This is a genomic window from Acetobacterium sp. MES1 (genome assembly GCF_002237635.1).
Taxonomy (GTDB): domain Bacteria; phylum Bacillota; class Clostridia; order Eubacteriales; family Eubacteriaceae; genus Acetobacterium; species Acetobacterium wieringae.
In genome coordinates, this window is sequence record NZ_MJUY01000002.1 from 83778 (window position 1) to 109395 (window position 25618).

At 44.2% G+C, this 25618-nt stretch carries 28 protein-coding genes; 10 read left to right on the forward strand and 18 right to left on the reverse strand.

Annotation, left to right across the window (positions count from 1 at the left end):
• The first annotated feature begins 95 nt into the window (after positions 1 to 95).
• The 4 genes from BI182_RS00420 (at position 96) to BI182_RS00435 (ending at position 1865) form a co-directional block, all read left to right on the forward strand.
• Positions 96 to 395 carry an ArsR/SmtB family transcription factor gene (locus BI182_RS00420; RefSeq protein WP_070371405.1) on the forward strand — a complete coding sequence of 100 codons (300 nt, stop codon included), beginning with the start codon at positions 96 to 98 and terminating at the stop codon, positions 393 to 395.
• 24 nt (positions 396 to 419) lie between these two features.
• Positions 420 to 782: a putative zinc-binding protein gene (locus BI182_RS00425; protein WP_070371404.1), complete on the forward strand. Its 363-nt coding sequence runs from the start codon at positions 420 to 422 to the stop codon at positions 780 to 782.
• A gap of 214 nt (positions 783 to 996) precedes the next feature.
• Positions 997 to 1428: an arsenate reductase ArsC gene (locus tag BI182_RS00430; RefSeq protein WP_070371403.1), complete on the forward strand. Its 432-nt coding sequence runs from the start codon at positions 997 to 999 to the stop codon at positions 1426 to 1428.
• Between the two features lie 23 nt (positions 1429 to 1451).
• Positions 1452 to 1865: an arsenate reductase ArsC gene (locus tag BI182_RS00435; protein ID WP_286804757.1), complete on the forward strand. Its 414-nt coding sequence runs from the start codon at positions 1452 to 1454 to the stop codon at positions 1863 to 1865.
• A 229-nt stretch (positions 1866 to 2094) separates the two neighbouring features.
• Here the strand turns inward: BI182_RS00435 and yqeC are convergent, their stop codons facing one another.
• The 4 genes from yqeC to BI182_RS00455 form a co-directional block, all read right to left on the reverse strand.
• Positions 2095 to 2823 carry a selenium cofactor biosynthesis protein YqeC gene (gene yqeC, locus BI182_RS00440; protein ID WP_286804759.1) on the reverse strand — a complete coding sequence of 243 codons (729 nt, stop codon included), beginning with the start codon at positions 2821 to 2823 and terminating at the stop codon, positions 2095 to 2097.
• Positions 2824 to 3111: 288 nt separating this feature from the next.
• Positions 3112 to 4431, reverse strand: coding sequence for a ribosome biogenesis GTPase Der (gene der, locus BI182_RS00445; RefSeq protein WP_286804761.1), 1320 nt, complete (start codon positions 4429 to 4431; stop codon positions 3112 to 3114).
• A gap of 211 nt (positions 4432 to 4642) precedes the next feature.
• The gene (locus tag BI182_RS00450) at positions 4643 to 5965 is read right to left on the reverse strand and encodes a DUF512 domain-containing protein (protein ID WP_286804763.1); all 1323 of its coding nucleotides are present in this window, start codon (positions 5963 to 5965) and stop codon (positions 4643 to 4645) included.
• 114 nt (positions 5966 to 6079) lie between these two features.
• The gene (locus BI182_RS00455) at positions 6080 to 6784 is read right to left on the reverse strand and encodes a 4Fe-4S double cluster binding domain-containing protein (protein WP_286804765.1); all 705 of its coding nucleotides are present in this window, start codon (positions 6782 to 6784) and stop codon (positions 6080 to 6082) included.
• Between the two features lie 84 nt (positions 6785 to 6868).
• Between BI182_RS00455 and BI182_RS00460 the strand changes: the two genes are divergently transcribed.
• Entirely contained in the window at positions 6869 to 7390 is a 522-nt protein-coding gene (locus BI182_RS00460) for a DUF4364 family protein (RefSeq protein WP_070371398.1), read from the forward strand.
• Between the two features lie 81 nt (positions 7391 to 7471).
• On the opposite strand, the gene BI182_RS00465 is transcribed toward BI182_RS00460, so the two are convergent.
• Positions 7472 to 7837, reverse strand: coding sequence for an Acb2/Tad1 domain-containing protein (locus BI182_RS00465; protein ID WP_070371397.1), 366 nt, complete (start codon positions 7835 to 7837; stop codon positions 7472 to 7474).
• 294 nt (positions 7838 to 8131) lie between these two features.
• On the opposite strand from BI182_RS00465, the gene BI182_RS00470 reads away from it, so the two are divergent.
• The 4 genes from BI182_RS00470 to BI182_RS00485 are packed head-to-tail and all read left to right on the forward strand — an operon-like array spanning position 8132 to position 11094.
• Positions 8132 to 8854 carry an amino acid ABC transporter ATP-binding protein gene (locus BI182_RS00470; protein WP_070371396.1) on the forward strand — a complete coding sequence of 241 codons (723 nt, stop codon included), beginning with the start codon at positions 8132 to 8134 and terminating at the stop codon, positions 8852 to 8854.
• A 52-nt stretch (positions 8855 to 8906) separates the two neighbouring features.
• Positions 8907 to 9719: a transporter substrate-binding domain-containing protein gene (locus tag BI182_RS00475; RefSeq protein WP_070371395.1), complete on the forward strand. Its 813-nt coding sequence runs from the start codon at positions 8907 to 8909 to the stop codon at positions 9717 to 9719.
• Complete coding sequence (locus BI182_RS00480; RefSeq protein ID WP_070371394.1) at positions 9719 to 10441, forward strand: amino acid ABC transporter permease; 723 nt, start codon at positions 9719 to 9721, stop codon at positions 10439 to 10441. The genes BI182_RS00475 and BI182_RS00480 overlap by 1 nt, the downstream gene beginning before the upstream one ends.
• Entirely contained in the window at positions 10435 to 11094 is a 660-nt protein-coding gene (locus BI182_RS00485) for an amino acid ABC transporter permease (RefSeq protein WP_286804769.1), read from the forward strand. Before BI182_RS00480 ends, BI182_RS00485 begins: the two co-directional genes overlap by 7 nt.
• A gap of 220 nt (positions 11095 to 11314) precedes the next feature.
• Here the strand turns inward: BI182_RS00485 and ytvI are convergent, their stop codons facing one another.
• A complete protein-coding gene (gene ytvI, locus BI182_RS00490; RefSeq protein ID WP_286804770.1) occupies positions 11315 to 12394 on the reverse strand; it encodes a sporulation integral membrane protein YtvI in 1080 nt (359 codons plus the stop codon).
• 641 nt (positions 12395 to 13035) lie between these two features.
• On the opposite strand from ytvI, the gene BI182_RS00495 reads away from it, so the two are divergent.
• Complete coding sequence (locus BI182_RS00495) at positions 13036 to 13923, forward strand: hypothetical protein (RefSeq protein ID WP_286804771.1); 888 nt, start codon at positions 13036 to 13038, stop codon at positions 13921 to 13923.
• 160 nt (positions 13924 to 14083) lie between these two features.
• Here the strand turns inward: BI182_RS00495 and BI182_RS00500 are convergent, their stop codons facing one another.
• The 12 genes from BI182_RS00500 to BI182_RS00555 all read right to left on the reverse strand — a co-directional run.
• Positions 14084 to 15658, reverse strand: a complete 1575-nt coding sequence (locus BI182_RS00500; RefSeq protein WP_286804773.1) for a histidine kinase N-terminal 7TM domain-containing diguanylate cyclase — start codon at positions 15656 to 15658, stop codon at positions 14084 to 14086.
• Between the two features lie 82 nt (positions 15659 to 15740).
• Positions 15741 to 16106 (reverse strand): VOC family protein, encoded by a 366-nt coding sequence (locus BI182_RS00505; protein WP_070371388.1) that lies wholly within the window; start codon positions 16104 to 16106, stop codon positions 15741 to 15743.
• Positions 16107 to 16129: 23 nt separating this feature from the next.
• Positions 16130 to 16693 (reverse strand): hypothetical protein, encoded by a 564-nt coding sequence (locus tag BI182_RS00510; RefSeq protein ID WP_286804775.1) that lies wholly within the window; start codon positions 16691 to 16693, stop codon positions 16130 to 16132.
• 97 nt (positions 16694 to 16790) lie between these two features.
• Positions 16791 to 17435: an MBL fold metallo-hydrolase gene (locus BI182_RS00515; RefSeq protein ID WP_286804777.1), complete on the reverse strand. Its 645-nt coding sequence runs from the start codon at positions 17433 to 17435 to the stop codon at positions 16791 to 16793.
• 25 nt (positions 17436 to 17460) lie between these two features.
• Positions 17461 to 18429: a lamin tail domain-containing protein gene (locus BI182_RS00520; protein WP_286804778.1), complete on the reverse strand. Its 969-nt coding sequence runs from the start codon at positions 18427 to 18429 to the stop codon at positions 17461 to 17463.
• A 327-nt stretch (positions 18430 to 18756) separates the two neighbouring features.
• On the reverse strand, positions 18757 to 19614 hold the full coding sequence (locus tag BI182_RS00525) for a hypothetical protein (protein WP_286804780.1): 858 nt from the start codon (positions 19612 to 19614) through the stop codon (positions 18757 to 18759).
• A gap of 222 nt (positions 19615 to 19836) precedes the next feature.
• Positions 19837 to 20937 (reverse strand): hypothetical protein, encoded by a 1101-nt coding sequence (locus BI182_RS00530; protein WP_286804781.1) that lies wholly within the window; start codon positions 20935 to 20937, stop codon positions 19837 to 19839.
• Positions 20938 to 21262: 325 nt separating this feature from the next.
• Positions 21263 to 22477: a hypothetical protein gene (locus BI182_RS00535; RefSeq protein WP_286804782.1), complete on the reverse strand. Its 1215-nt coding sequence runs from the start codon at positions 22475 to 22477 to the stop codon at positions 21263 to 21265.
• Positions 22478 to 22937: 460 nt separating this feature from the next.
• Positions 22938 to 23357, reverse strand: coding sequence for a DUF8451 domain-containing protein (locus BI182_RS00540; protein WP_286804783.1), 420 nt, complete (start codon positions 23355 to 23357; stop codon positions 22938 to 22940).
• Positions 23350 to 23691 (reverse strand): AlbA family DNA-binding domain-containing protein, encoded by a 342-nt coding sequence (locus BI182_RS00545; RefSeq protein WP_353744724.1) that lies wholly within the window; start codon positions 23689 to 23691, stop codon positions 23350 to 23352. The genes BI182_RS00540 and BI182_RS00545 overlap by 8 nt, the downstream gene beginning before the upstream one ends.
• Positions 23692 to 24185: 494 nt before the next feature.
• Entirely contained in the window at positions 24186 to 24842 is a 657-nt protein-coding gene (locus tag BI182_RS00550; RefSeq protein ID WP_286804785.1) for a GGDEF domain-containing protein, read from the reverse strand.
• A 580-nt stretch (positions 24843 to 25422) separates the two neighbouring features.
• A partial coding sequence (locus BI182_RS00555; protein WP_286804787.1) for an IS3 family transposase occupies positions 25423 to 25618 on the reverse strand: 196 nt, incomplete at its 5' end.

The window sequence follows — 25618 nt, forward strand, 5'->3', positions numbered from 1 at the left end:
TTTATAAGTGATTGCTTATAATGTTATAAAACCCATTCCGTTGTCAACCCTTTTAGCTGTGGAATCAGTTTAAAAATATCGAAAAGAGGTCAATTATGAATAGCGAAGATCTTTCTGTCAAAATATTCAAAGCGCTGGGTCATCCCATCCGCTTGCAAATAGTAAAATCACTTCTGGATCAATCACGTTGTGTTTGTGAACTTCTGCCTGCTTTTGATTATAGTCAGGCAAATCTCTCCCAGCATTTAAAAATTCTGCGTGAAGCGGGCATTCTGGAAAATAAAAAAATTGGGGTTGAAATGCATTATCGGGTAAAGTTAAAAGGCATCACAACACTGTTGGAAATTATGGATCAAACTGTTGAAGAATATTTTGAAACCCTGGATTTTAAATAAACCGCACGAAAGTAGGTAACGCATATGAAATTAAAAATTTATCCCTGTCCCGGGCATTGCAATGTCAGTATGATGACCAAAACTGTGGCCCAGTATTTTGGTATTATTGATGAGGAAAACATCACCATCCTCCCCCATGTCAGCATGAACATTCTCGCAGAGGTTGCAGCGGCCGGTGATGATGAAAAATACATTTCTTTGAATGGCTGTCCGTCGACCTGTGCGTCGATGGCATATGAAGATATGGGGTATGAACTCTATGACGAAATTGTGATGACTCCCGATTATGATATTAAACACAATGAGAAATATCAGAATCTGGACGATATTGAGGCCGAAATCGAACACGTTCAGCAGGCCCTTGATAAAATATTAGCCAGTAACTGAGCAATTACAGGAGTGAATTATTTTGCTCACGATATTAATCGCTAAACTAAAGCATTCAGCAGAACACCCGGTAAGCATCGCACCCGCTTCCGGGTGTGTTTTGATTGTTTTAAAAGTTTCTGAGCAGTTTAAAAATTTAACATAACCAATCTCGCTGGCATCCTTTAATTATGTTATGCTTACAGTCAAATCTTTGTTGCAAGGAGTCAGAAATATGATTAAAGTACTATTTGTCTGTGTCCATAATTCCGCCCGCAGCCAGATGGCCGAAGCTTTTTTAAATGATTTGGGAAAAGACTATTTCATCGCCGAAAGTGCCGGCCTGGAACCGGGCACCATCAATCCCCTGATTGTCAAGGTGATGGCAGAAGTCGGCTATGATCTCAGTCAAAACACGACCAATTCGGTGTTTGATTATTTTAAAGAGGGGCGCCTCTATTCCATAATCGTTAAGGTCTGCGACCTGGAAAATGGTCAACGCTGCCCGATTTTTCCGCTGGCTATGAATGTCCTCGACTGGACCTTTGAAGATCCGGCTGATTTTACTGGTACTGAGGAGGAGCAGCTGGAACAAGCACGCCATTTACGCTATAAAATCCGGGAAAACGTCATCGATCTGATTAACACCTACAAAGATTCGATTTAGCTTATATCAAACAGGAGAAATTAATGAACAAACCCAAAGTTGCCTTTATCTGTGTCCATAATTTCTGCCGCAGCCAGATGGCAGAAGCCCTGGCAAAGAAATTTGCCAGTGATGTCTTTGAAAGCTATTCAGCCGGCACCGAGACCAAACCGCAAATCAACCAGGATGCCGTCCGCCTGATTAAAGCCCACTACGGCATTGATATGGAAGCGACCCAGCACTCCAAGTTGCTGACAGATCTGCCGCCGATTGAAATTGTCATCAAAATGGGCTGCAATGTCGTCTGCCCCTACCTGCCCAGCCGCTATACTGAAGATTGGGGACTGGATGATCCCTCCGGCAAAAGTGACGCCGAATTTCTGGCGATTATTGCTCAAATTGAGGAAAAGGTCAAGAATCTGGCTGACCGCATCAGCAATAAAGCCCTCAGTATTTAAAGTCCTGAACTGGCCCACCCTTTCCTAATAAAAAAAGTGCTGACAGCGCTTTTGAGGTTGTCGAAAAACTACCGTACCGACCAATGACCAAGGGGTCAGACCCTTGTCAATCTGTTGTCCGCTCCGATGCGTAGGGTCTGTTCCTAGGTCACAACATGATACACAATTGTCGGTACTGGTTAGCTTTTTGACAGTCTGAAAATTGCAGTTAGCACTTTTTTATCTCTTATCAGCAGCCTTTGATCCAGCCTTCTTTCAGGGAGGCGATAAAACAAAAGGAAAAAATCGTTTTACCAATTTCCGCCATCTGTCGGGCATCCTCAAGATGCGCCCCATCGGCCTTATTGATCAGCAGAATGCGATCAACTGTTGGATCAAAAAAGTAGGGATCAAGTTTGGTCCGACTAAAGGTTTCAAGGGAGCGTTTTAAGACCGCCTCGTCAAAAATCAACTCCGGTCCGTCAAAAAGCTGGGAGCGATGAAAAAGGGTTTCATCGATCGGCTGCTTAAAGGTTTCTGCTCCAATCACATGAATGATTTTGGTAGTCAGGAGCGGAATGGCTGGCTCATAGTCGGCATAAAACTTATAGGGCCGTCGATTGGAGCCGTCCCCTTCGTTAATGATCACCAGTGGAGACAATGCCTGATGCAGTCTGCGCAGATTGGCATCATCAAAGCCAGCAATTTTCTGCTGGGCGACGGTTTCCCGGCCAATGATCCATTCTTTGGCTGGGTCTTTTTTTATTTCGGCTATAATGGTATCGATATCCGGATCAATCAGCAGCTGCGCCGGGTTTACATCGGCCACACAGATTTTGGCGGTGGTGGTGATCACATGGGCCTGGCCAGCGGCAGTGAGTTCCCGGCCCAGGGCAAACATCAGGGAGGTCTTGCCACCGCCACCAGTAATGGTGACGACGTCGGTTGCGGTCAGGTTAAATGCGTTGATTAGATTCAAGGTAGCCTCCTTCTGAAAAGCTTTTTTATCTGATATAACAATTATACGACAAAAATGCGATGTTTAAAACGATCTTTTGCTTTTTTGAGAAGTCAACCAAACAACCATCAGACAACAAAAAAAAGACCCTCAAACGAATGAAGGTCTATGCAGCATAAAAATGTGAATCGTTTATCTTTGTCCATGATATTGCATACCTGTCCCATCCTGTGGTTGGGTTCCGAGATCACAAACACCATAATCAGAGTTTTTCCAGCAAACGGTCAAATACTTGTTATCAGATGCTTGTTACTCGGCCCGTTCCCGGATAAACAGACGGATCGGGGTGCCGAAGAAATCAAAGGTTTCGCGAATCTTGTTTTCCAGATAACGCTGGTAGGAAAAATGAACCAGGGTCATATCATTAACAAAGACCACAAAGGTTGGTGGATTGATGGCCACCTGGGAGGCATAATAAAGCTTTAAACGGCGTCCATGTTTGGAGGGTGGCTGTTTCATCATCACAAATTCGGCCAGGGCTTCGTTAACCTTTCCAGTGGTAATTCGTTTGGCACTTTGAGCCTTGACAAATTCAATGGTTTCAAAGATTTTGCCGAGGCGCTGGCCGGTTTTGGCGGAGATGAAAATGATTGGCGCATAGTCCATAAAGGACAGGGCATCACGGATATCCCCCTCCATCTTTTTCATGGTTTTATTGTCTTTTTCCACCGCATCCCATTTATTGACGATAATAATCGATGGTTTGGAGCGATTATGGGCGATTCCGGCAATTTTGGCATCCTGTTCAGTGACGCCCTGGGAGCCGTCAATCAGAATCAGGACGATCTGACTGCGTTCGACGGCGGCAATGGCCCGGACAATGCTGTAACGTTCAATGTCTTCATAGATTTTTTTCTTGCGCCGCAATCCGGCGGTATCAATCAGGACGTAATCTTCGCCATCATAGCGGACGCTGGTATCGACGGCATCCCGGGTGGTGCCGGGAATATCGCTGACAATCAGCCGGTCTTCGCCCAGTACCTTGTTGATCAGGGTCGACTTGCCGACGTTGGGCTTGCCGATGACGGCCACCCGCAGGCGTTCATCTTCGGACTCGTCTTCATCGTAATAGCGCTTGACATGGTTGATGATCTCATCGAGAAAATCCCCCAGTCCCAGCCCCTGTTCAGCCGAAATGGCCAGCGGTTCACCGATACCGAGGTTATAAAACTCGAAAATGTTATTTTCCAGGCTCTGACTGTCAACCTTGTTGACGGCCAGCAGCACATCCTTGTCGTGTTTACGGATCATATTGGCGACTTCCAGGTCTGAGGCGGTCATTCCTTCCCGACCGTCAACCAGCAGAACAATCAGATCGGCCATATCAATGGCCACCTCGGCCTGAACCCGCATCTGCAGCAGGATATCATCCTTGGTATGGGGTTCGATTCCGCCGGTATCAATCAGGGTAAAGTGGTGGTTTTGCCATTCGGCGTCGGCAATGATCCGGTCCCGGGTTACCCCGGGGGTGTCTTCGACGATGGCGATTCGTTCGCCGACTAATTTATTAAACAGGGTGGACTTGCCCACATTGGGGCGGCCCACCACTGCGACGATAGGTTTTGGCATAGTGGTTCCTCATTTCATTTATTATCATTTTGCGGTAATTGCAAAAGTGCGTTGAGCTTTGTGTCCAGTTTCGCACGAAACAATTGTTACACTGTACGGCGTACAGTTCGATGAACTGTTCGCCTACACGTTACACAATTGTTTATGGAAACTGAACGCAAAGCAAGTTTTGTTTGGAGTATTAATTTTTGGCTGAATGATTCAGCATTATTTATGCGGTGCAGTTTTTTAGCAGGGCCTGACCATCAAGGGGAACCCCGGCAATGGTGACGCCCAGGGCGGCACTGAGGCTTTCCAGGGTCCAGTCATCGAGCAAAGTTTGGGTGCCGCTGCGCAGGGCGTTTTTCGGCAGCAGCAGGAAGTCGCAGGGATTTTGCGCAAGTTGCGGTTTGAGCTGGGCATGGATGTCGGCGCCGGTGAGCAGGCCGGAGACGGTGATCGCTTCCCCAAAGAAGTGGTTGGTGATCGGGAAAACTGCAAGCGTCAGTCCGGGTACGGCGGTGGTGATGGTGGTCGCCAGGTCGTTCAGATAATCAGCTGCCGCTGTTCCGGTGATCAGTCCGATTTTTTTCGGCTGCTCCAGGGCTTTCGGGGGTTTCAGATCGGCCAAGGCATCAGTCAACGAAGCTTTAAAATCAGCCATCATCCCTACCCCATTTTCGATCTGGGGAAAGCCATAGTAGTAAGAGCTGTCGGGAATCGGGCGCTGGGCCAGCAGATAAAACTCATCACTGGGATAGACAAAACCATCACCATGCTGGGCTTCCATTTCAGCATGAACAGCGTCGATCAGGGCCAGGGTTTGCCGGGCTTCATCCCGGGTAAAAAGCCGGAGCTCGGCGAGACCCTGACGGTGGTTGGACAGGCCCACTGGCACCACCGACACCGACTGCAGCACCGGGTAAAAGCGCTTTAGATCGTTAAGCGTCTTTTCCAGTTCGGGGCCGTCATTATAATCCGGCACCAGCACAATCTGCCCATTCATCTGAATACCATTTTCATAAAAGGTATCCAGATAGGTCATCACATCCCCGGCAAAACGGTTTTTAAGCATCTTAATCCGCAGTTCGGGATTGGTGGTATGAATCGACAGGTTCATCGGCATGATCCGGTAGCGGATAATCCGATTGAGTTCATCCGGGGTCAGATTGGTCATGGTGATATAATTGCCGGTTAAGAAGGACAGCCGTTCATCGTCATCTTTAACATAGAGGCTTTCCCGCATGCCCTGGGGCAGCTGATCAATAAAGCAGAAAACGCAATTATTTTTGCAGGTTTTGGTGCCGATCATCGCTTCGGGAAAAACCACCCCCAGATCTTCCTCGTATTCTTTTTCAATATCCAGCTCCCAGATTTCCCCATCCGGTTTTTCGATTTCCACCTCTAAGCAGTCATCGGCGATCAGATAGCGGTAGTCGAGAATATCGGTGACCGGCATACCGTTGATCGACAGCAGACAGTCTCCGGGGGTAACATCCATTTCACTGAAAATGCTGTCTTCCTGAACAGCCTGTATAATAAATTTTTTCAACATCTCTCTCTGTTTCTTTACAATTTAAAAACTGCCAGCAAAACCAGCCGGCAGTTCTCCTGATCTATTATATAATACTTTCACTGAAAAAAAAACCTCTTTAAGAATTTTTCGCAATTATTGGCCAATGGGACAGCGAACCATGCAAAGGCCGCAGACCGCTCCCCGGCCAATATGCTGATAGGCCTCCTTCATCTGCTGGCTGCAGGCAAAGGCATCGTAAAGCTGGTTACGGACCATCCCCGGGGTCCACAGCTGCCCTTCGATGGCCTGGGCCGGACAGGCCGTGACACAGACCCGGCAGCTGCCACAGCCGCTTTCGGTAACCGGGTCGCCGACATTAAAAGGAGCATTGGTCAGGATAGTGGACAGCCGTACTCGGGGGCCGTAGCGCTGGTGGATAAACAAGGCACTGCGGCCGATCCAGCCCAGCCCCGCCAGCACGGCACCAGTTTTATGGGAGAAGGCGCCGGTAAACGAATCATTAGGATCGGCCACCGACTGGGACGCCGGAATCGCCACGCTGGGGTAACCCTGGGCCTCCAGGGTCAGCAGCAGCCGCAGGCTGATATCATCGAGCAGGCGGTTGACACTGCGGTAATGGCTGAAATAGGTTTGGGTCGGCTCCTCCCCGATCTGATTTAAAATGCCATTGGACAGTTTGATAAGAATCGTGATGGCCCGGTTAAAGCCCATCCGTTTTTGCTCCGGTAGAATGGACAGATCAGAAAAGCCGACGGCCGTGGCACCCAGGGACTGCCCCAGGTGATTAATGGTGTGATTGAGGGCATCGGACTGATGACTGCAGATTTCTTTTTTCATTTTCTCCTCTTTTTTACACAGAAATAGGGAAATTCACCCATTGATGTGTTACAATAGCATTACAAAACAAAGGTGGTGATATTTATGCTCTTTAATTCTTCGCAACAGGCTGAAGATAAATTAATCATACTCTATGTCCTACAAAAAATCAAAACCGCGTTAACCCGGGAGCAGATTGCTCTGATCATTATTGAAAACCTGCAGATTGGTTATTTTGATATCCAACTCTACATTGACGATCTGATCAAGGACGATTTTCTTTCAACGCTGGAATATGACGGTAAATCAGTATTGAGCTTAACGCCCATGGGCAAGGATACGCTGACGGTTTTTCACGATAAAATCCCCACTTATATTGCCGAGATGATTGATCTTTACTTAAAGGAAAACCGGGCCAAGATTTTTAAAGAAGTAAAAATTACTGCCAACTACCAGAAATTGGGCGAAACCGACTATCTGGTGGAACTAAAACTTCAGGAAAACAATATGGTTTTAATGGAGATCGCCTTAAATGCCCCGACCCTGAAACTGGCGCTGGACATCTGTAATCGCTGGAAAGAAAATACCCAGGAGTTATATGCGTCGGTATTGAATCTATTAACCTGATTAATTTTATAGCAACACATTCAAAAGGTTGGCCACTGGGGTTTTAACCCGATAGCCAACCTTCGTCGTCGTTGCGTATAGTTATTTCTTATGGGTTCCGATGACATCACGTTTGATCCGATCTTCCACCCGACGGTTTAACCACATGATCGCTGTCTCAATATGTACCAAGGCCATCGCATTCTCAGTACACTCAAACTCCCCTTCCTGGAATAGCTTTAAGCGATCTCTGACAATCTCAAGCAAATCAGAATCAATGACGCCGACTTCCGATATGGGTTCGTTTCTGGCTCCTTTTTGAAACTTAATTCTTGCCAGCTCAACTGGATCATCGTCTTTAGTCCGAATAACATACTCGTTATAAGCATTGCCGACGCCCTTGTCAGCGACTCGATAAACCTCATTTAAATTGCCTTTGTACTGAACGGTTGTTATTTTCTCACCCATTTTGCTGCCTTCTTTCCACTCTAAGTTGTATTCACTCTAAGTTATATTTGATTATACCCCTTTATACCCAAAACCGAATCGCATATTCAGTTCTTTTGAGCATTGACGTTCTTAATAGTGCAACTTTTTAAACGCTTGACAAAAGCTCTTCTTCATAATATTATTGTAAAAGGGTTTTTTATATTTAAAAATAATTTATGTAGCGAGGGAGCTTCAAATATACTATAACACAGTGCGTATATTTTATGGAAGTTCTTTTTTTGGCTATTGACATTAGATTTGGAGGAAGAATAATTGATTAAACTTCAAGATGTGAATAAGTATTTTGGTGAACACCATGTGTTAAAAGATATTAATCTGGAGGTTGCAGAGGGTGAAAAATTAGTAATTATCGGACCGTCAGGTTCGGGCAAGAGTACCACCGTTCGTTGTATGAACTTTCTGGAAGCACCTACTTCCGGGCATGTTTTTATCGATGGTGAAGAACTTACGCAAAAAAATAAAATTCAACTGGTGCGACAAACATCGGCGATGGTATTTCAGAGTTTTAACTTGTATCCCCATAAAACCGTGCTGGAAAATCTGACCCTGGCACCGATCAAACTGCAAAAACTGTCCAAAGAAGAAGCCATCAAAAAAGCCCGTAAATATTTGGCGATTGTTGGCTTGAGTGAAAAAGAAAATGCTTATCCGGCAACCTTGTCCGGGGGACAACAACAGCGGGTCGCTATTGCCAGAGCCCTGGCAACTGAAAAAAAGATTATCCTTTTTGATGAACCAACATCAGCGCTGGATCCGGAAACAGTTCAGGAAGTGTTGGATGTCATGATCAAGTTATCAAAGGAAAACATCACCATGGTAGTGGTTACCCATGAAATGGGTTTTGCCCGGGTGGTTGCCGATCGGGTCATCTTTATGGACGATGGCCGGATTGTGGAAGAAGGAAAACCGGAACATTTCTTTGAAAACCCAACCGAGGAACGAACAAAACTCTTTCTCAGTAAGATTCTGCGTTAATTTCTAATGTCGCAAGCGATATTAGTTATTATATTTTATATTTAGGAGGAAAATGACTATGAAAAAGGTACTCTCTGCTCTGCTTGTTTTATGCCTGGTGTTTACCTTGGCAGCCTGTTCGTCGTCAACTGGTTCAAAGGACAATGCTACCACTGATGGTAGTTTGGACGCAGTTGTTAAAGCCGGTGTTTTACGTGTCGGTGTTAAAGAAGACGTTCCCAACTTTGGGCTGCGTAACACCACTACTGGTGAAATCGAAGGGTTTGAAATTGATCTTGTCAAGCTGTTGGCCAAAGCAATTCTCGGCGATGAAAATGCTTATGAATTAACACCGGTAACGGCTAAAACCCGTGGTCCATTACTTGACAATGGCGAAGTCGATCTTGTTATTGCAACCTTTACGATTACGGACGAACGAAAATTAACTTACAACTTCTCGACCCCGTATTATGAAGATGCGGTTGGTCTGCTCGTTAAAAAAGATGCCGGATTCAAAGGTTTAGCTGACATGAATGGCAAAGTAATTGGTGTTGCTCAAAGTGCGACCTCCAAAGATGCTGTTCAAAAAGTTGCCGATGAAAAAGGGATTACGGTATCATTCTCAGAATATGCGACTTATCCAGAGATCAAGGCAGCTTTAGACTCTGGACGCGTTGATGCTTTCTGTGTCGATGGTTCAATTCTTGGTGGCTATGTTGACGATACGACCATGATCTTGCCAGACCGCTTCTCACCGCAACAATATGGTGTTACCTCAAAACTTGATAACATAGCTCTGACTGAAGCAGTTGACGGCTATATCAACGGATGGTTAGAAGATGGCACCATTGAAGGCCTGATCACGAAATGGGGACTTAATTATTAATGAATAGTTCTAATCCTTTTGCCTTATGGCGTTGGGAGAAGATGTTTGGAGAATGGCAAATGTTTGGCGAAGGGTTTCTGCGAACCATTGAGGTCGCAGCCCTCGCCTTGATACTTGCTCTTGTTCTGGGTATTATCTTTGGCGTTATCTCAACTTCAAACAATAAAGTAATGCGTGGGATCGCAAGGATTTATGTTGAGTTCTTTCAAAACACTCCCCTGGTTATTCAGGTTTTCTTTTTGTATAATGGTCTGGCCATTGCGGGACTGCGGCTAAGTGTGTTTGTAATTGGGGTTCTAGGCATAGGGGTTTATCATGGTGCTTATGTTTCCGAAGTTGTTAAGACGGGAATTACTTCCATTCCGGAGGGACAAGTCGAAGCGGCCAAGTCCCAGGGTTTTACTTATATTCAGTATATGCGCTATATTATTCTACCCCAAACAATTAAGATTATTCTGCCACCGCTTACCAATCAGGCCGTCAACCTGATTAAAAACACTTCCGTTCTGGCGATGATTTCTGGTTTTGATCTGATGTATATGGCTGATTCATGGGCATCATCCAGTCTTGATTATGGGCCATCTTATGTTTTTGCTGGTCTCTTGTATTTTATGCTCTGTTTCCCATTGGCAACCTGGGCAAGAAAATATGAAGAACGTCTCAAACGCAATGACACGACCCGTACTCTCTATGATCCATGTGAGGAGGCCGTAACATGTTAGACGTTTTTAAAAATGTATTTACGCCTTCAAATGTTGAATTCTTAGCCAAAGGCATGGCGTTAACCATAGCGATTTCAGTATCGGTTGTTATTATCTCGATTATTTTTGGAACCATACTGGCTTTGCTGCGAACGTATGAAAAGCGCTTTTTGGGCAAATTGGCTGGCTTCTATATTGAAATGTTTCGAAATACACCCTTACTGCTCTGGATTCTGGTGTGTTGCTTTATGATTCCCTATGGCACCATTGTCATTCGTGGCGGATTAGCTTTGACTTTATACACTTCAGCGGTTATTGCAGAAATTGTCCGTGGCGGTTTAAACGCCATCGCCGAGGGCCAGTTCGAAGCCGCTACATCTCAGGGGTTTACGCTGATCCAAACATTAATCTACATCATTTTGCCCCAATGTTTTAAAAGTATTGTGCCTTCCCTGCTTTCGCAGGTCATTACAACTGTTAAAGATACCTCTTTCTTGCAGGTTGTTGCAATTCCCGAGTATACTCGCAGCGGATTTGTGGTTATGGGACGCTATACGACGACACCTGAAGTTTTTATGATCTTTGCGGTGTTGGCAGTTGGTTATTTTGTGATTTGTTTCAGCCTGTCGTGTGTGGTTCGCAGCTATCAGAAAAGAACACAAATCGCCAGATAATGAAACAATTCCAGATAATAATGAATGAGTTAAAACGTAAACAAAGTCATGGATTGATTTTAATCCATGACTTTGTTTTAATTACGGCATCGTTATTAACCAGGATCGGTGCTTAGTGGTTTTCTATATTTGGGTCGCTGCGCCAGGTTGGTGCATGCCAATGACTAAACCATTTAACCTTAACTGCTGGAGTGATTTTTCTTTTTGGCGGCCAAGGGCTTTATTTGAAGAGCTTTACCGTTCCCACATCATTTAAATGTTTCAGTAGTGACAGGGCAATGGGAAAACCAAACAGGCCCAGAACCCCCAGTAAATTAACACCGATAAACATGCTCATTAAGGCCACCACCGGGTGCAGGCCCAATTGACCGCCGACGATTTTAGGCTCTAAAATATTGCGGATGACTGTCACAAAAACATAAACCAGGATCAAGCCCAGCGCCGTCTGATAGTTACCCTGAAGCAGGGTGATCACCGACCAGGGGATCATTATCCCACCGGTTCCCAGCACGGGTAAAATATCGAAGATGGCAATAAAAAAGGCAATCAGAATGGGGTTGTCAATCCCGACAATTGAAAGTCCAATGGAGAGTTCAACAAAGGTAATTGACATAATCAGGGCATAGGACCGGATCACCACAAAGAGGGTATTGACGATGTAATTTTTAATAGTCTGGAAAATCTCATTGGCTTTCTCGGAAAACTGCAGGAAAACAAAGGCTGACAGCATTTCGTAATCAACCGCCATGAAAAAGGTGGCAATGACCATCAAGAGCATTTTGATTAAAAAAGCCGGCAGCGACCCGGCCAGGTCTGATAAGAAGGCCACAAAGGCCAAGGAGATACTGGTGACATTATCCCCCAGGGAATTGACCAGCTGTTCCGATGCTGCATTGAGGACATCAACCAGGGCCGCATCAATCAGAAAGACGGTTTGTTCTATCCCGTCAAAAGTGGTCAGCAGAAAGGGTCTGAGCTGATACTCGTAGATATCGGGTAAGGCACTGATGGTTTGCGTCAGGGTTGAGATTAATTTAACTCCCACCAGGGCAACCAGAATCCCGGCACCACCGTAAAACACCAGAACCAGAACAAACGATACCAGTTTGTTTGGCAACCGGGTCCATTCAGAAATTGCTTTGGCCGGGCCTTTAAGCAGATATGCAATCAGGAAAGCCAGGATAAAAGGGCTTAGTAACGAAATTGCATACTCAAAAATGAGATACACAATCGCCACCACTAAAAGAATGTAGACAGCATTGATGATAAACTGTCTTTTTTTGTCATAAGGGGATTCCATTTATTCCTCCAATTTTTATTTGTGATCGGTAATTGCGAAATTGCACTGACAGTAATCATTGTTCAACTTAATTCACTTCGCATTGATCGATTATATGTGAACACCAGACGGGGTTCGATCGATAACAAAACCGTTTCTCAGATAAGCTGAAAAACGGTTTATAAAGACATGATTTTTCTTCAAATTTATAATACTAAAAAAGACCACAAAAAACAGCACTTAAAATACTGCGTCGAGGTCTGCGATGGTAGAATAAGAGACTTAATCGAACTAAACACGGTTTTAGTTTAGGGCGCAAGTTAAAATTAATCCTATGCGTCTCGTCAGGTTCATCATTCACTTAATGATCACTCCTTTTTTTATTATTGTTGTAATTTTACCGCATCTGATTGTAAAGATCAATGAATAAATCAAGATTAACATCATTTACAAAAACGGTATGGCCGCACTGGTCTGATTGACCCAAGCCACGGAATAGTCCAGGGAAATGCGCTGGCCACAGTGCTGATATTCAGCCATTGACAAATATTTCTATTTAATATATATTTTAATCCAATAAGTAGAAAAAAGCGTCGTTTGTTGTCAATAATATTAATTAAAATCAAATATTTTCAATTGCAAAGTGAAAATGGTGGTTAGCTATGAATAATGAAATAATCGAGTTTATCAAGGAAACTGAAAAAAAGATTACCCCGGACGGAATTGCGATGACCTTTAACAACGCTCAAAAACTGATGAAACTACCTAAATTCATCCAAAATTTTATTATCAAACAAAATACCAAAAATAATCAGTACATGGGCTTTGTGGTTGAACCCTATAGTTTGTTTTTAGCCTATGAGATTACTCCAGAACAGGTTAAAGAATACATCCCCGATAACTATGAGCTCGTACCGATTTCGATATTTGATCACTCTGATAAAAAGCATTGCGCAATCATCGGGTGTTTTAATGTTCATACGAGTGTTTTTTGGGGTTCGCGATATGAGCTGTATGTGATTGCCCGGAACAAAACGACCAATTTAATTTCCTGGGTGATCTGTGACTACGAATCCAATACCTTTCACTATGATCCGGGCCAAGGTTTTCTCCCCTCCACCTTACAGAAATCGGTTTTTACAACCACCTATAATGGCAAGCTGATTTGTGATATTGAAGGTCAGGATAGCCCCACCAGAATGGATTTGATCATTGATATCAATCAGTATAATTGCGTTTTCTTGAATCAGCGCTTATGGATTGAAGGTAATTTATCAATTGATTATGCCGGAGAGCTTGACAACAACGGCAATGATCACTTCGGACTCATCTTTGATCCGATGGAAATGAAGTGTGCCCAACATATTGAAGTCGATCAAATCGAGATCAGGCAACTTGATTTTGGCTTCATCAATTCTCAGATGAAACCCTTTGAAGCATGCTGTTTTCCGTTTGCCCAGCATTATATGACAACCATCTTTCCCCAGGGACATCTGATGAAGGACGAAAATGACCTGTATGCCAAAATCAGCGAGATTGTCAATCAATAGAGTCCCGATTGACCGGCATTCGTGGCAGCAGGCACTCGTATAGGGGAATCTGATGTTGTCGCATTTGTTGCGGCCGCCTTCGGCACCAGTGAAAGGCCCCGTTTTTGAGATGGGGTTTCAAGGGGGCGGTCCGGCAGGGTTGATTGGATCAGGCCGTTTTTTAGTGTTCATAAAAGACCACCTGATTACCACCGGCTTTTTTGGCCGCATATAGGGCCTCGTCCGCCTTCTGATAAAGCGTTTCAAAATGGTGGTCCGGCAAGGTCTGATCGGTTATGGCACCGATGCTGACGGTGACCCTTTCATGGAGCACATCGGCGGTTTCTTTTTGAACCTGCTTAAGAATCTGCCGGATGATGGCCTGGGTCTGTTCTTTGCCACAGCCCAAAAGGGTCAGGCTGAACTCATCTCCGCCAATCCGGCCGACCAGATCGTCTTTGCGGATACACTGCTTGATGGCATCCACCACTTTTAAGATGACAACATCCCCAACTGGATGGCCATACTGGTCATTGACGGCCTTAAATTTATCAATATCGATAATCAATAAGGAAACCGGGTCGGCGACTGACGCATTGACGTAATCAATGTAGGCCTGTTTGTTAAGCACCTGAATATGCCGATCCATCTCGGCCTGTCGTTTCAGGGACTGGCGCTCGAGCCGGGAGCTGGTTACGTTGCGGATCACCGAGACACTGCCGGAATAATGGTGTCGGTCGTTGATAAAGTGATGCAGATCAATTTCGTAGTAGTGTTTGGCTCCATCAAGGGTGTCCAGCTCCAGTTCAACGCTGCCGTTTTTTCTTTGCGTTAAGCCCTCCTGCCATAATGATTGGCTGTGAAGAAAGGCCGAGTATTTGGTGAAATCACGGTTTGTGAGCTTGTTGCCGGATGCTTTGTCAGGGCTTTGGGCCGCTTCTGGTTCGGTAAAATGCTGGAAGAATGCAGCAGCTGACGGATTCACCTCCACAATCTCCCCGGCGGCGGATAAAACCACGATCCCATCTGGCAGGGAATTGATGATCCAATCCTTGGCCAAGGGGGCAATCTTTAAAAAATCGTGGCGATAGACACTATAGGCGATAAACAGATTGGGAATCAAAAAGATCACCGACATCGGAAAAGTTTCGGCGGTTCCGACCATCAGGTAGTTTTTGATAAGTAACAGTGTCAGGGCCAGAATAAAGCCGATCAGAATATAGAGAACCTGCTTCTGACCGCTTCTGAAAATACGGATTTGAAACAGTATCAGAATAATGATCGAAAACAGCATCAGGGCGAAACGCAACAGCACAAACATATTGCCCCAGAATGCCGGCTCCACATACAGGCTCCAGTGACCGTTTATTTCAACCAATTCCACGGTTTTGCGGATCAGATGATGCAGTGGATTGGTGAAGGTCAAAACAATTCCGGTCAGGCTGATTGCTGCTGCCAGCCACACCGTATATTTGAGATATTTGTTTTTGTTTTCAGTGTATTCAATGACAAACCAGAGATTGGCAATGGGGATAAAGGCCATCCCTATTTGAATAAAATTCCGCCAGAATACCTTGGCCTCGTAGCTTTGAGCAAACAATTCAATGGTGGAACCGGCCACCCAGGACAACAGCAGCACCATCGTACACAAAAAGGGTAGCCCACCCTTGTCCCGACGATGCCGGTAACTGACATATACTAAAAACAAAGTCACCATCAGGGTGGCGATATTAATGATTAAGACCGTTTCTTTCATCTGTCCCTGTTTCTTTCTGCTGTTGCCAGTCTTTGGCGATGATGTTGGGATGGGTGATTTTTAAGTTTCATGTTCTTAGTTTTCAGGCGAGGTGTTCGATCAGCTGGATTTTCAGACCATTGGGATCGAGGATAAAGAAAAAGCGGATGTACGGGGCAGGCTGAAACGGGCCACTGTGAATGGCAATGCCTTTTTCCGTTAGCGTCGCCATACTTTGATCAACTGACGCCACCGAAAAGCCCAAAGAAATGCTCTGGCCCATATCAAAGCTGGTGACGGCCTGGTTACAGACCAGCTCCAGCTTGGTTTCGCCGTCGCCTAAAAAGGCCAGCTCCATCTGGGGGCCAGCCGGTCGGCGATCCAGCAGTGTCAGACCCAGCACTTCGGTATAAAAGTTTAAGGATTCGTCCATATTTTTGACGGTAAGGGTTACCCATGATAGGTTCATAATGTTCTCCTTTTGTTTTAGCGTTATGGATAGTTTATCATAATGTTACCAGCGGCGCTGCGCTCTTTAGAAAAATATTCAATGTGATACTTAATGATGGGGATCTTTAGCAGTTCCAGCCAGCCATTATAAATGCCATCAATAAAGGCCGGACGCCACTCGGAGCGGCGTGTTATCAGTGGACAGCCATGAATCTGCTCTTTTTCTATTACCAGTGAGAAGACCCCATTTTCGAGATGGGGTTCAAAGGGATAGGTCCGGCATTGAATGGGCCGATGATCCCGCAGGCAACCACTCTCCAGATGGCAATAGATATAATACATTTTTTTAATTTTAGGGGGCATCTTGTAGTGCTTCTGGCTGTGCAGCTCGTAGTCGGTTGCGACTGCCGCTTGTATGTATTCATATTCCAGCGGTAATAAATACATACCCAGTCGTTTCTCGTCGTCATCACGTCGGCGGCAACAATGATAGCCACACCATTCTCCACAATTACCGGCGATGATCGCTTCATCCATCAGAGCATAGGCTTTTGTAAAAATGGCCTGGTAGTCCTTTCGCATTGGTTTTTTATTTTTATCGGTCACATCTGCTCCGTTCTTTTAATTCTGAAAATATTTATTCCCTTGTTTATTGTTCTGGCAAAAAGCGCTTCGTTATCGGGAAATGTTCTGCGGGCGATTGCTACTGCCCTATTTTACTTGCCGGTGTCGGTCGGCCATGTCCGTAGTAAATGGTTTTTGCCGGCAGCTGCTGCACCGCCTGAATACTCTTTTGCAAGGCGGCGTGATCCTCCCATAAATATGCCGGTTGGGGGATTAGCATATGCATCAGGATGTCCCCGACAAATAATTCACCGCTGGGAAAGGTAATCACCATGGAGCCCCGGGTATGTCCCGGCAGTGGATGGATGGTTTCGCCAAAACCCAGCCGGTTGGTTTCCGGCACGGTGATGATCAGATCCGGCGTGAAGCTTTGGGGCGGATTTCGCTTCATGGTACCCTTCCCTAGCCATGTAATCATTTTGCCGATGGGATGGGTGGCCTGCATTTGTTGTGAAAAGGGATTATCAATCATATTGATGTCGTTTTGATGGATGACAATGGGGATACCATATTTTTTCTGAAAGATGGCCGCACTGCCGATATGATCGCTATGGCCATGGGTCAGCACCAGATAACGGATTTGTTCCATGGCAATCTGGTGTTGGGCCAGGGTTTTTTCAATCTTAGCCCCCATTCCCGGGGCACCGGCGTCAATCATCAGGTGGTGTTCCCCCTGAGAGATGAGATAACAATTGGAACCGGCTGAGATGGTGATGATGTTCATGGGTTATTCTCCATTAACGTTATGATTAATCATCATAACGGTCCACCAGTTTACCGGTGTTGTCATATAACTCCGCCGGGTCACTTTTGCTGTTGCTCCAGGTCCCGCCGCCATCGAGCCAATGAAAATCGATACCGGAATTGGTGGCAGAATCGCCTACCTTCACCTCGGCACCAGCGGCTAAACTAAAGGCCTGAAAGGTAAAAGTCTGATTCCCGGTAACGGATACGATTTTCCAGCCGGTCAGGTCAACCGGATTGGTACCGTCATTTTTAATGACGATGTATTCGGCCTTTTTATCAAGGGCGCTAATGCTGACGCCGCTACCGGCTCCCCCATTTTGCGACGTGAGGCCCAGTCCCTGATTGACGTCATCGGGATTGACATTGTCAAATTCATCATGGATGACATTGCCTTTTAAGGTATAGGTATAACAGTAGTGACTGGGGATCTGGGTGGTGGTCGATGGATAGGTGATCACCGCAGTAAAATCACTGCAGCCACCGGCATCACGAATGACCTTTTCCATGTAGGCCTGATCACCATCCCGATTCAGGGTGCTATCCTGGGGAGTGATGTTATAGGCATTGGACACCCCGCCAAGGGAATCGGCAATGACATGGCCCTCATCGAGGGTGGGGCTTTCGGTACCGGGAACCTTGGCCTCATCGGGATAATAGCGGCCCGTGTCCAAAACCGGTTCCTTATCATCATCCTGTAAAATGATTTCTTTTGCCGTCACCTTGACCAATTGGCCATATTCATTGGTAAAAGCATAATACTCACGATCGCCAAAACCAATATCTACCACCACATTGGGCAGCCGCTGGCCCGACAGGTCGCCACCATCGACTTCGATCCAGGTATACCCTTCAAAATCCGGTTTATTCTGGCCATCAAGGGCGCTGCAACCGGAAAAAACGAATACCGACAGCAGCATCAGGGTCAGCAACACTGCTACTTTCCCAGTTAGGTGTTTTTTAATTTGTGACATCTTCTTTTCCCCTTTTTATGATCATTTTTCGAAACGCATCGGTAACAAATTGAATCGCTTGAGGGCGGCGGCCTTTTATTACGCTATCCGATGGTATCAGGCACGGTTCCCCATAAGCTTTGTTAGGGTTAATTATACACATTTAGTTTGTTTTTGTCAGCAAACTGCGGCATTATTTTGCGACATTTAAAATGGATCAGGAAAAATAAAACCCCGGCACAAGGGCCAGGGTTACAAAGGCAGATGGTATTAATTGGTTTAATAACAGCCTTGCTTCGTAGTAAAATCTGAATGTGAGAGCACCGCTTACATAATTAATATTGAAATTTACTTTCTAAATGTTTCCTTATATGATTTTGATGTTCTTGAAATCGTATTATCTTCATTAAGCTGATAAATATCGCTGATAACTATTGGTACTTTTTGCCAATTTGAATTTTCAGAACATGGTGGCTTATAATAATTCTGCTCGTAAGCTTCAAAAGTTCCACTTTTACCATCTTTTGCAACGAAAATGATACGATACCGACATTCATAATATTTTGAACCCAACCATAATAAGCCACATTCTTCATAGGGATTCCCAGTTATTTTCAAGCCTGGTAATGTTGAGGGATTTTTTATGCTGTACCAGTTGCCTTTTATCTTATTTAAAAATTCATTTGTGCTCACAAATGGATAATCGACATTGCCTGGTGCTTCGGAACCGGCTGGCAGGATTTTAATGATAATTCCTTCCAGTCGATAACCAAAACCTGCTGTTCCAGCTTCCTCACCATTTTTTGCCCAATCCAACCATCCATAATTTTGAGCATGCACCTTGTAGTAAATATCAAATTGATCTGCATCAGCTCCCGTCAGTCTGATCTGGATCGCTTCGAGACGATATCCCATTCCTTGGGTTCCAGAAATACCATTTGATGTCGTCCAGCCTTTGGCTGTATCGGTTTCCCAACCGATATTCTGGATGTGCGTCTGATACTCAATCCCAAGATCATAACCCGATTCATTAAGAGCGATGCGAATACCTTCCAACCGCAGCCCTTGACCTTCACTTCCCGACATCTCTCCCTGGGGTGAATAATCCTGCCATCCGACATTCTGGACATGGGTGCAATAGCTCACGCTCGGTGTGGCATCAGCCTTAACACCAGTTGGCACCAAATAAAGCATTGGCAGAACCATCAGGAAAACCAGCAGCCTCTCCAACTCTCTTCTCACGAATTTGACCTCCTATTCATTAATTTATTCTGAAGTGCTATTTGTTTTATTCTATCTCATAAACAGACTATTGTTGTGCAGGCCGGCCATCCTTGGCGGTCCCGTCAAGGAAGCTCCGGTCGAACTCAGTCGTATTGGCAACTTGTTTATTAAAAAGGTGCGCCGTTCTTCACTGGCTTCTATTTTTTAAAAGACTAAAGGCGTCCAATCGATATTTGTTTTGATCGAATACTTATCAAATATCGCGTAGGCTTCAGATTTTGTAAGATTTTTTAATAAATATCCATTTTGATCTCTCAATGTGTATACTTCTCCAGAAAGGTTTTCCAAATAAACATGTGCTATATAGTTCAAATCGTAATCACTAACACTATAATAAACCCAGCCATGGGAATAGGCCCCGCCAGATCCAAAATCGATTATGTAATTGTTGGGATCCAAATAATATCTCCCTCTAATATATGCATCACGTCCTAAAATTGGGACTGGCGAACCATTTTTCACTTGAAAAATCATTGCTATTTCATGATTGCATTTACCAGCGTATGGAAAAACGGCAAAGTTCCAGGGCTTTACCTGTATACCAATTATTAATTCGGGTATTCCATCATTTGATAAATCTTCATAACAATAATATAATTGACCCTTCTCATATTTACCGTCTTTCCAATTCAAAGCTTTGAGCTCTGATGCAATCGCAGGATACAATGCCAGAGGATTTTCATAAAACGGTTCTGCTTTATCTACCACGCCACCTGGTGTACCTGTCCCAGCCGGAGCGACAACGATATTAATCCCTTCAAGTCGATAACCGAAACCAGCCGTCCCAGCTGATTCTCCGTTTTTGGCCCAACCCAGCCAGCCCATGTTTTGAGCATGAACCTGATAATAAACATCAAACTGATTGGCATCCGTCCCGGTTAGCTTAATTTGAATGGCCTCCAAGCGATATGAAAGACCCTCTGTCCCGCTCATGGCGCCATTTGACTTCCATCCTCTTTCTGTATCGGCTTCCCAGCCAATATTCTGGATGTGGGTCTGGTAATTGATCCCGAGATCATAGCCTTGGGTATCCAGCTTCACTTCAATTCCCTCTAAACGAAGTCCCTTACCGGATGTGCCACTCATCGTGCCATCTTTTTTCCAATCCTGCCACCCTTCGTTCTGCACGTGGGTGCGATAAGATACGCTTGGGTTTGCTGATGCTGACACACTGGCTGGAATCAGCCCAACAATAAGCACTAAAGCCAACAACAAAACCGACAACTTCTGTATACGTTTACTCACAAATTCATCCTCCTTCTCAACTCTTGTTGTTTTTATGAACAGAATGCTTTGCATCATTGTCATTAAACAGTGTGCATAGGTCATTCAATTTATGATGACTTTGGTTCAATAGTAACAATCATTGAAAAACTTGTCAATATGTGGCAAACCGTGTGACATGATTATATTTTAATTCAAAAAACTCTTAAGGTGATCATAAAAATTCTCTGAAATAAATCGGGGTATGCCTTGGCGGCGTACCGCCAGAGAAGTACAGCAACCTGGTGCCCAGTTAGACAGGGGGTATTTTTATATTAACCATATCGTACATTTTAGTTATTCGTTCTTACTGATGTAGACTTAAATATATGTTTTCCTGATCAAAAAGAAGCGCCAGTGGTTGATTATACAGCCGATTAACGGTGTTGATATTTTCTACAAACGGACTAACACAGCTACTCTGGTTGCTCCGAAACTGCTCCATGGTATCTTCTGTCTTTTTTGAGCAAATTTTATCTAATTGGTTGCCTGTTTCAATTAAGGTTTCATCAATCTGTGAATCACTGACAACGGGAATCATTGCCACCGCATCACCGGCAAATTTATTAATGGATGCTAACCCACCTAATAAATAAGAATTAATAGAAGTTTTAGCATATCCTTCAATCTGGTTATAGCACTCAGTATATAATTCCCGATACTGATGGGAATAACCCTCTATTTTTTGAACGGCGCTATCAAGATAGGCCGAGTCAAAGTTTTCCAATAACATCAGTTCAAGGAAGGATGAAAAAGCGAATAAATATAAGGCTAGTTGATATTCTTTGAGCTCAGCCCGCACTTCTTCCAACTTGCCTTTGACATCCTGGTCGTGATGAATGAATAGCAATGGATTTATTTTTTTATTTATTTTTTTGACGATTCGCTCCCGATAAAAAACAATACTTTGCTCCGCATCCCGTTTGATATCCTGAACCTGAATATGTTTGTTGGTTTTGTATTTTTCATTGTCCCAATTGTATTTATAATTATTCAGAACATCTTCCAATATATTGAGGTTTCCTCTCAGTTTCGATTTTTCTTTCTGTTTTAAAAATTCAAGAATCTCTTGTTGCGTTTCAAGGATATCATCCAGTTTTTTTTCGATGCTTATCAATGCGACGGCAATCACCAGCGTCATTGGATCAACAGGAATAACGGTTTTTATTGTTTTGATGTTACCCGTTACCGGCGTAAATACTGGTTGACCGGCAAATTGACCATTCGCACCCTGAATGAGACCACGGAAACCAGTGCCATCTTTTGCCTTGACAAGCGCTCCAACAACCCCTTCTGGGAAAACGGCCTTATAGTAACCATCCATTCCGCTAGTTTCAATCGTTTGCGTAATGGTTCTAAAAGATTCCGGTATGGTAGCAAAAGCTGTCCCCAATGCGGCAATGCTTAGTAAAGGTACTTGTGTACATTTTTCTAGCGCTACTTCATCTTTTAGTACAGCAGGATAGTATTCAACATTCATCATTGCTTTAACAATCTCGTTTTTTTTATTGTTCTCTTCCATTTATTAGTTCCCTCCTCAAACTGGAATTTATTATTGTGTGTTCGGCCGTTTTCTGATGCTGTTTTAATAACTGGACGTCGATGAAAACCGAAAAAGCCCCCATGGCAGCGACGTGAACCTGTTTCGCAACTATCCGCACTAGCAAGACCCAGGACACAAAACCTGCGTCACTTTGTGTTCTAAAGCTTTATTAGGGTTAATTATACACATTTACTGACAACTATAACAGGAATAATTTGTTCAATTTTCAACTGCAAATGGCCTGACAGTTCATTCACATTAATATCTTATTGATATCTATCCCGTGTGCTTCGATTTTTTAAATAAAAACATCTTTCAATGCGCATAATCATTGTCAGGGCGAAGTTAAGTGTGGTTGGAATCGTTGATTTTAACCGCTGGGTGGTTTTATGACCGGTAATCCCTAGTGCAAAGGCTGTTTATACATCACATATCTGCATTAATCGATTTCCAGATAAAAGGTGTCGTTTAAGTGTTTGTTGATAAACTGCATCAGCCGTTCATAACTCTCCAGCAGATTCACCCGGATATCATCGTAGTCGTCGTAACGATCCAGATTGACTTTGCGCAGCAGCGCATCGGTGCGGTGATGGGGCAAGGCCGCCAGAATCAGCTCGGGCTTTCCGAAAATCAAAATCCCGGCCAGGGTAATCCCCTCTTTGTCGCTCTTGGGGTCTTTTAAATACAGGCCGGCGCATTTTTGCAGCTCCAGATCGTTCATGGTTTTCCAGGGATGATCGGCCCGTTCATTGGCGGCCATTTTTCTGGCCCGGTTCAACAAATCGGGGTTAAGCTCGGATAGCTTTGCATAGGGAAAGATGCGGTTTTCAGTATAAGCCCCCTGCTTGCGGTTATACAAACCGGCCACCAAGGTTGGTGTTGTCGGTGATATCCAGATCGTCATCTTCATAGTGGTCAAAAATCCGGCCATTGCAGCGGGGCACCTGGGAGCTCTCGGGTACCAGGATGTGGAAGATCGTTTTACCTTCCAATTCGATGGCTTCAATGGACAGATAAAAGGTCGGCGAGATTTTTAGCGGATTATTCATGGCCGTGACAAAATCCATTTTCAGCTTTTCAATGGCAGCGGGTTTGATCCCGACAATCCCACCCTGATTATCGACCCCCAGAAAAAGATGACCGCCGCTCCGGTTTAAAAAGCGCAGACGGTTTCGAACACATCCCGATTTAATTTGTTTCGGCTTTGATTAAATTCGACGGTCAGGCCTTCGCCGCCGCTGATGATTTCGGTGAGTTTTTCTGGTTTCATGGGGTTTCTCCTTTGTTGTGAGAATTGTTACATGACATATTGGTAATAAGTTTATAAGTTGGTTTCGGGCTCAGTTCCCGGGGAGCCCGTGAAGCCGGCATGAAAACGGCCAGCTTGCTTTAACGTGCAGCTATACTAATAATCTGCTCAACGGTGATTACAAAAGCTGGTTTGATAGCGGTATCCGGAGTAATGAAGGTGCTTACTTGAACGATAAGAAAGAGGGCATCTGGACTTTCTGGTACGGTGATGTCCCCCTTTTCATGGTTTACCAACCGAGGCGGATTGATGTTTTACACAGTACCTCCGCCCTCTCGATCAATGGACGAGCGTAGAGCTATTTGACCGCAAAGCCCCGTGCTGATGGCAATCATAGCCACTAACTACTGGTGATACCGAAAAGTTAAATTAGACAATTTAAGTGACGGGTATCAACGTATCCTGCGGATAACATTCAACCCGGTTGCGGCCATTTTGTTTTGCCAAGTAAAGGGCCTGATCGGCTTCTTTATAACTGGTAAAAAATTCTTTTTCACAATCCAGACTTGATACACCAATACTCAAGGTCACCATTATCCGGTGCGATTCAAACGGCACCGTCAAGTTTTCAATTTCATTTCGCAGTTTTTCCCCGACGTCAAGCCCTTTTTCTAGCGGTGTTTCAACCAGCAGCACAATAAATTCTTCGCCCCCCCATCGACCAATTCGATCACAACTGCGCAATTGTTTTTTTACCCGAAGCGCTATTTCCTGAAGAATTCGATCCCCAGCTGGATGTCCAAACTGATCGTTAATTGCTTTAAAATTATCGATATCCAGTAATAAGATACTGCTTTTATGGTTGTAGCGTTTCATCCGTTCAAATTCCTGATTAAGCAGTTCAATCCATTTGCGGCGGTTAATAAGCCCGGTTAAATCATCGTAATAGGCCATTGATTCGAGTTTATTTTGTTGTTCCTGTATTTTTCGTTTCTGCAGTAGATTATTTCTTTCGGTTTGCCAGAGAATAATTCCAATAAAAATGCCAATGATAACAAATACGGAGCCATTGACACAATTAGTAATTAAAGCCATGGAATCTGTTTCGTTTGTTGAAATGATATTAAAAAAGATAAGATACGAAATTAAATATTGTGTAACTACGCAAACCGGTCTTCTCAAAACAAAAGCACTTATGACCACGCAGACAATTAAAAATGGAACAATATTTGTTGTACGAGGCAGATCTACAAAGATAATAGCAAGTCCGAATGAAACGACATAAACGATAATAAGATGTTCAATTATTCTGGCACCTAAAAGAGGATTTGCTTTTTTACGATTGATTATCAGCAAAAGGCTTATCAGGGCGACGACGGCGACGCTGACAAGATGCACAATGATCACGCTATTGCGCCATTTTTCCTCCATTACGGTAACCGGATTGAACAAATATGTAAAAGAAAAAATCAAAACGACATTGATTACAATCGCTGTAACTTGAAGAATCTTAATTCTCTGAATATTTACTTCCGATATTTCTTTCGCTACCAGCTTATTTAATCGTTTCTCTTCCCGAAGGTAGTGTTTAATCAGTAACCATTTTTTACAAATAAACCCGTGGTCCTATGTCAAGATTTAGTACAAATTAAAATGAGAATTTGACACCCACATTTTAACCTGCTATTTGTAAATTTTCATTTTGTGTTTTAGTAAAAAGTTTTTCAAAATTATTCGGCGACATATAATTACAATGACTGTGGATTCGAGTTGTATTATAAAAGGTTTCCAGATACTCAAAGATCAGCCGGTAAGCATGGTTATAATCAAGGATTTTAAAGCGATTGAGCCATTCACGTTTAATAATGGCA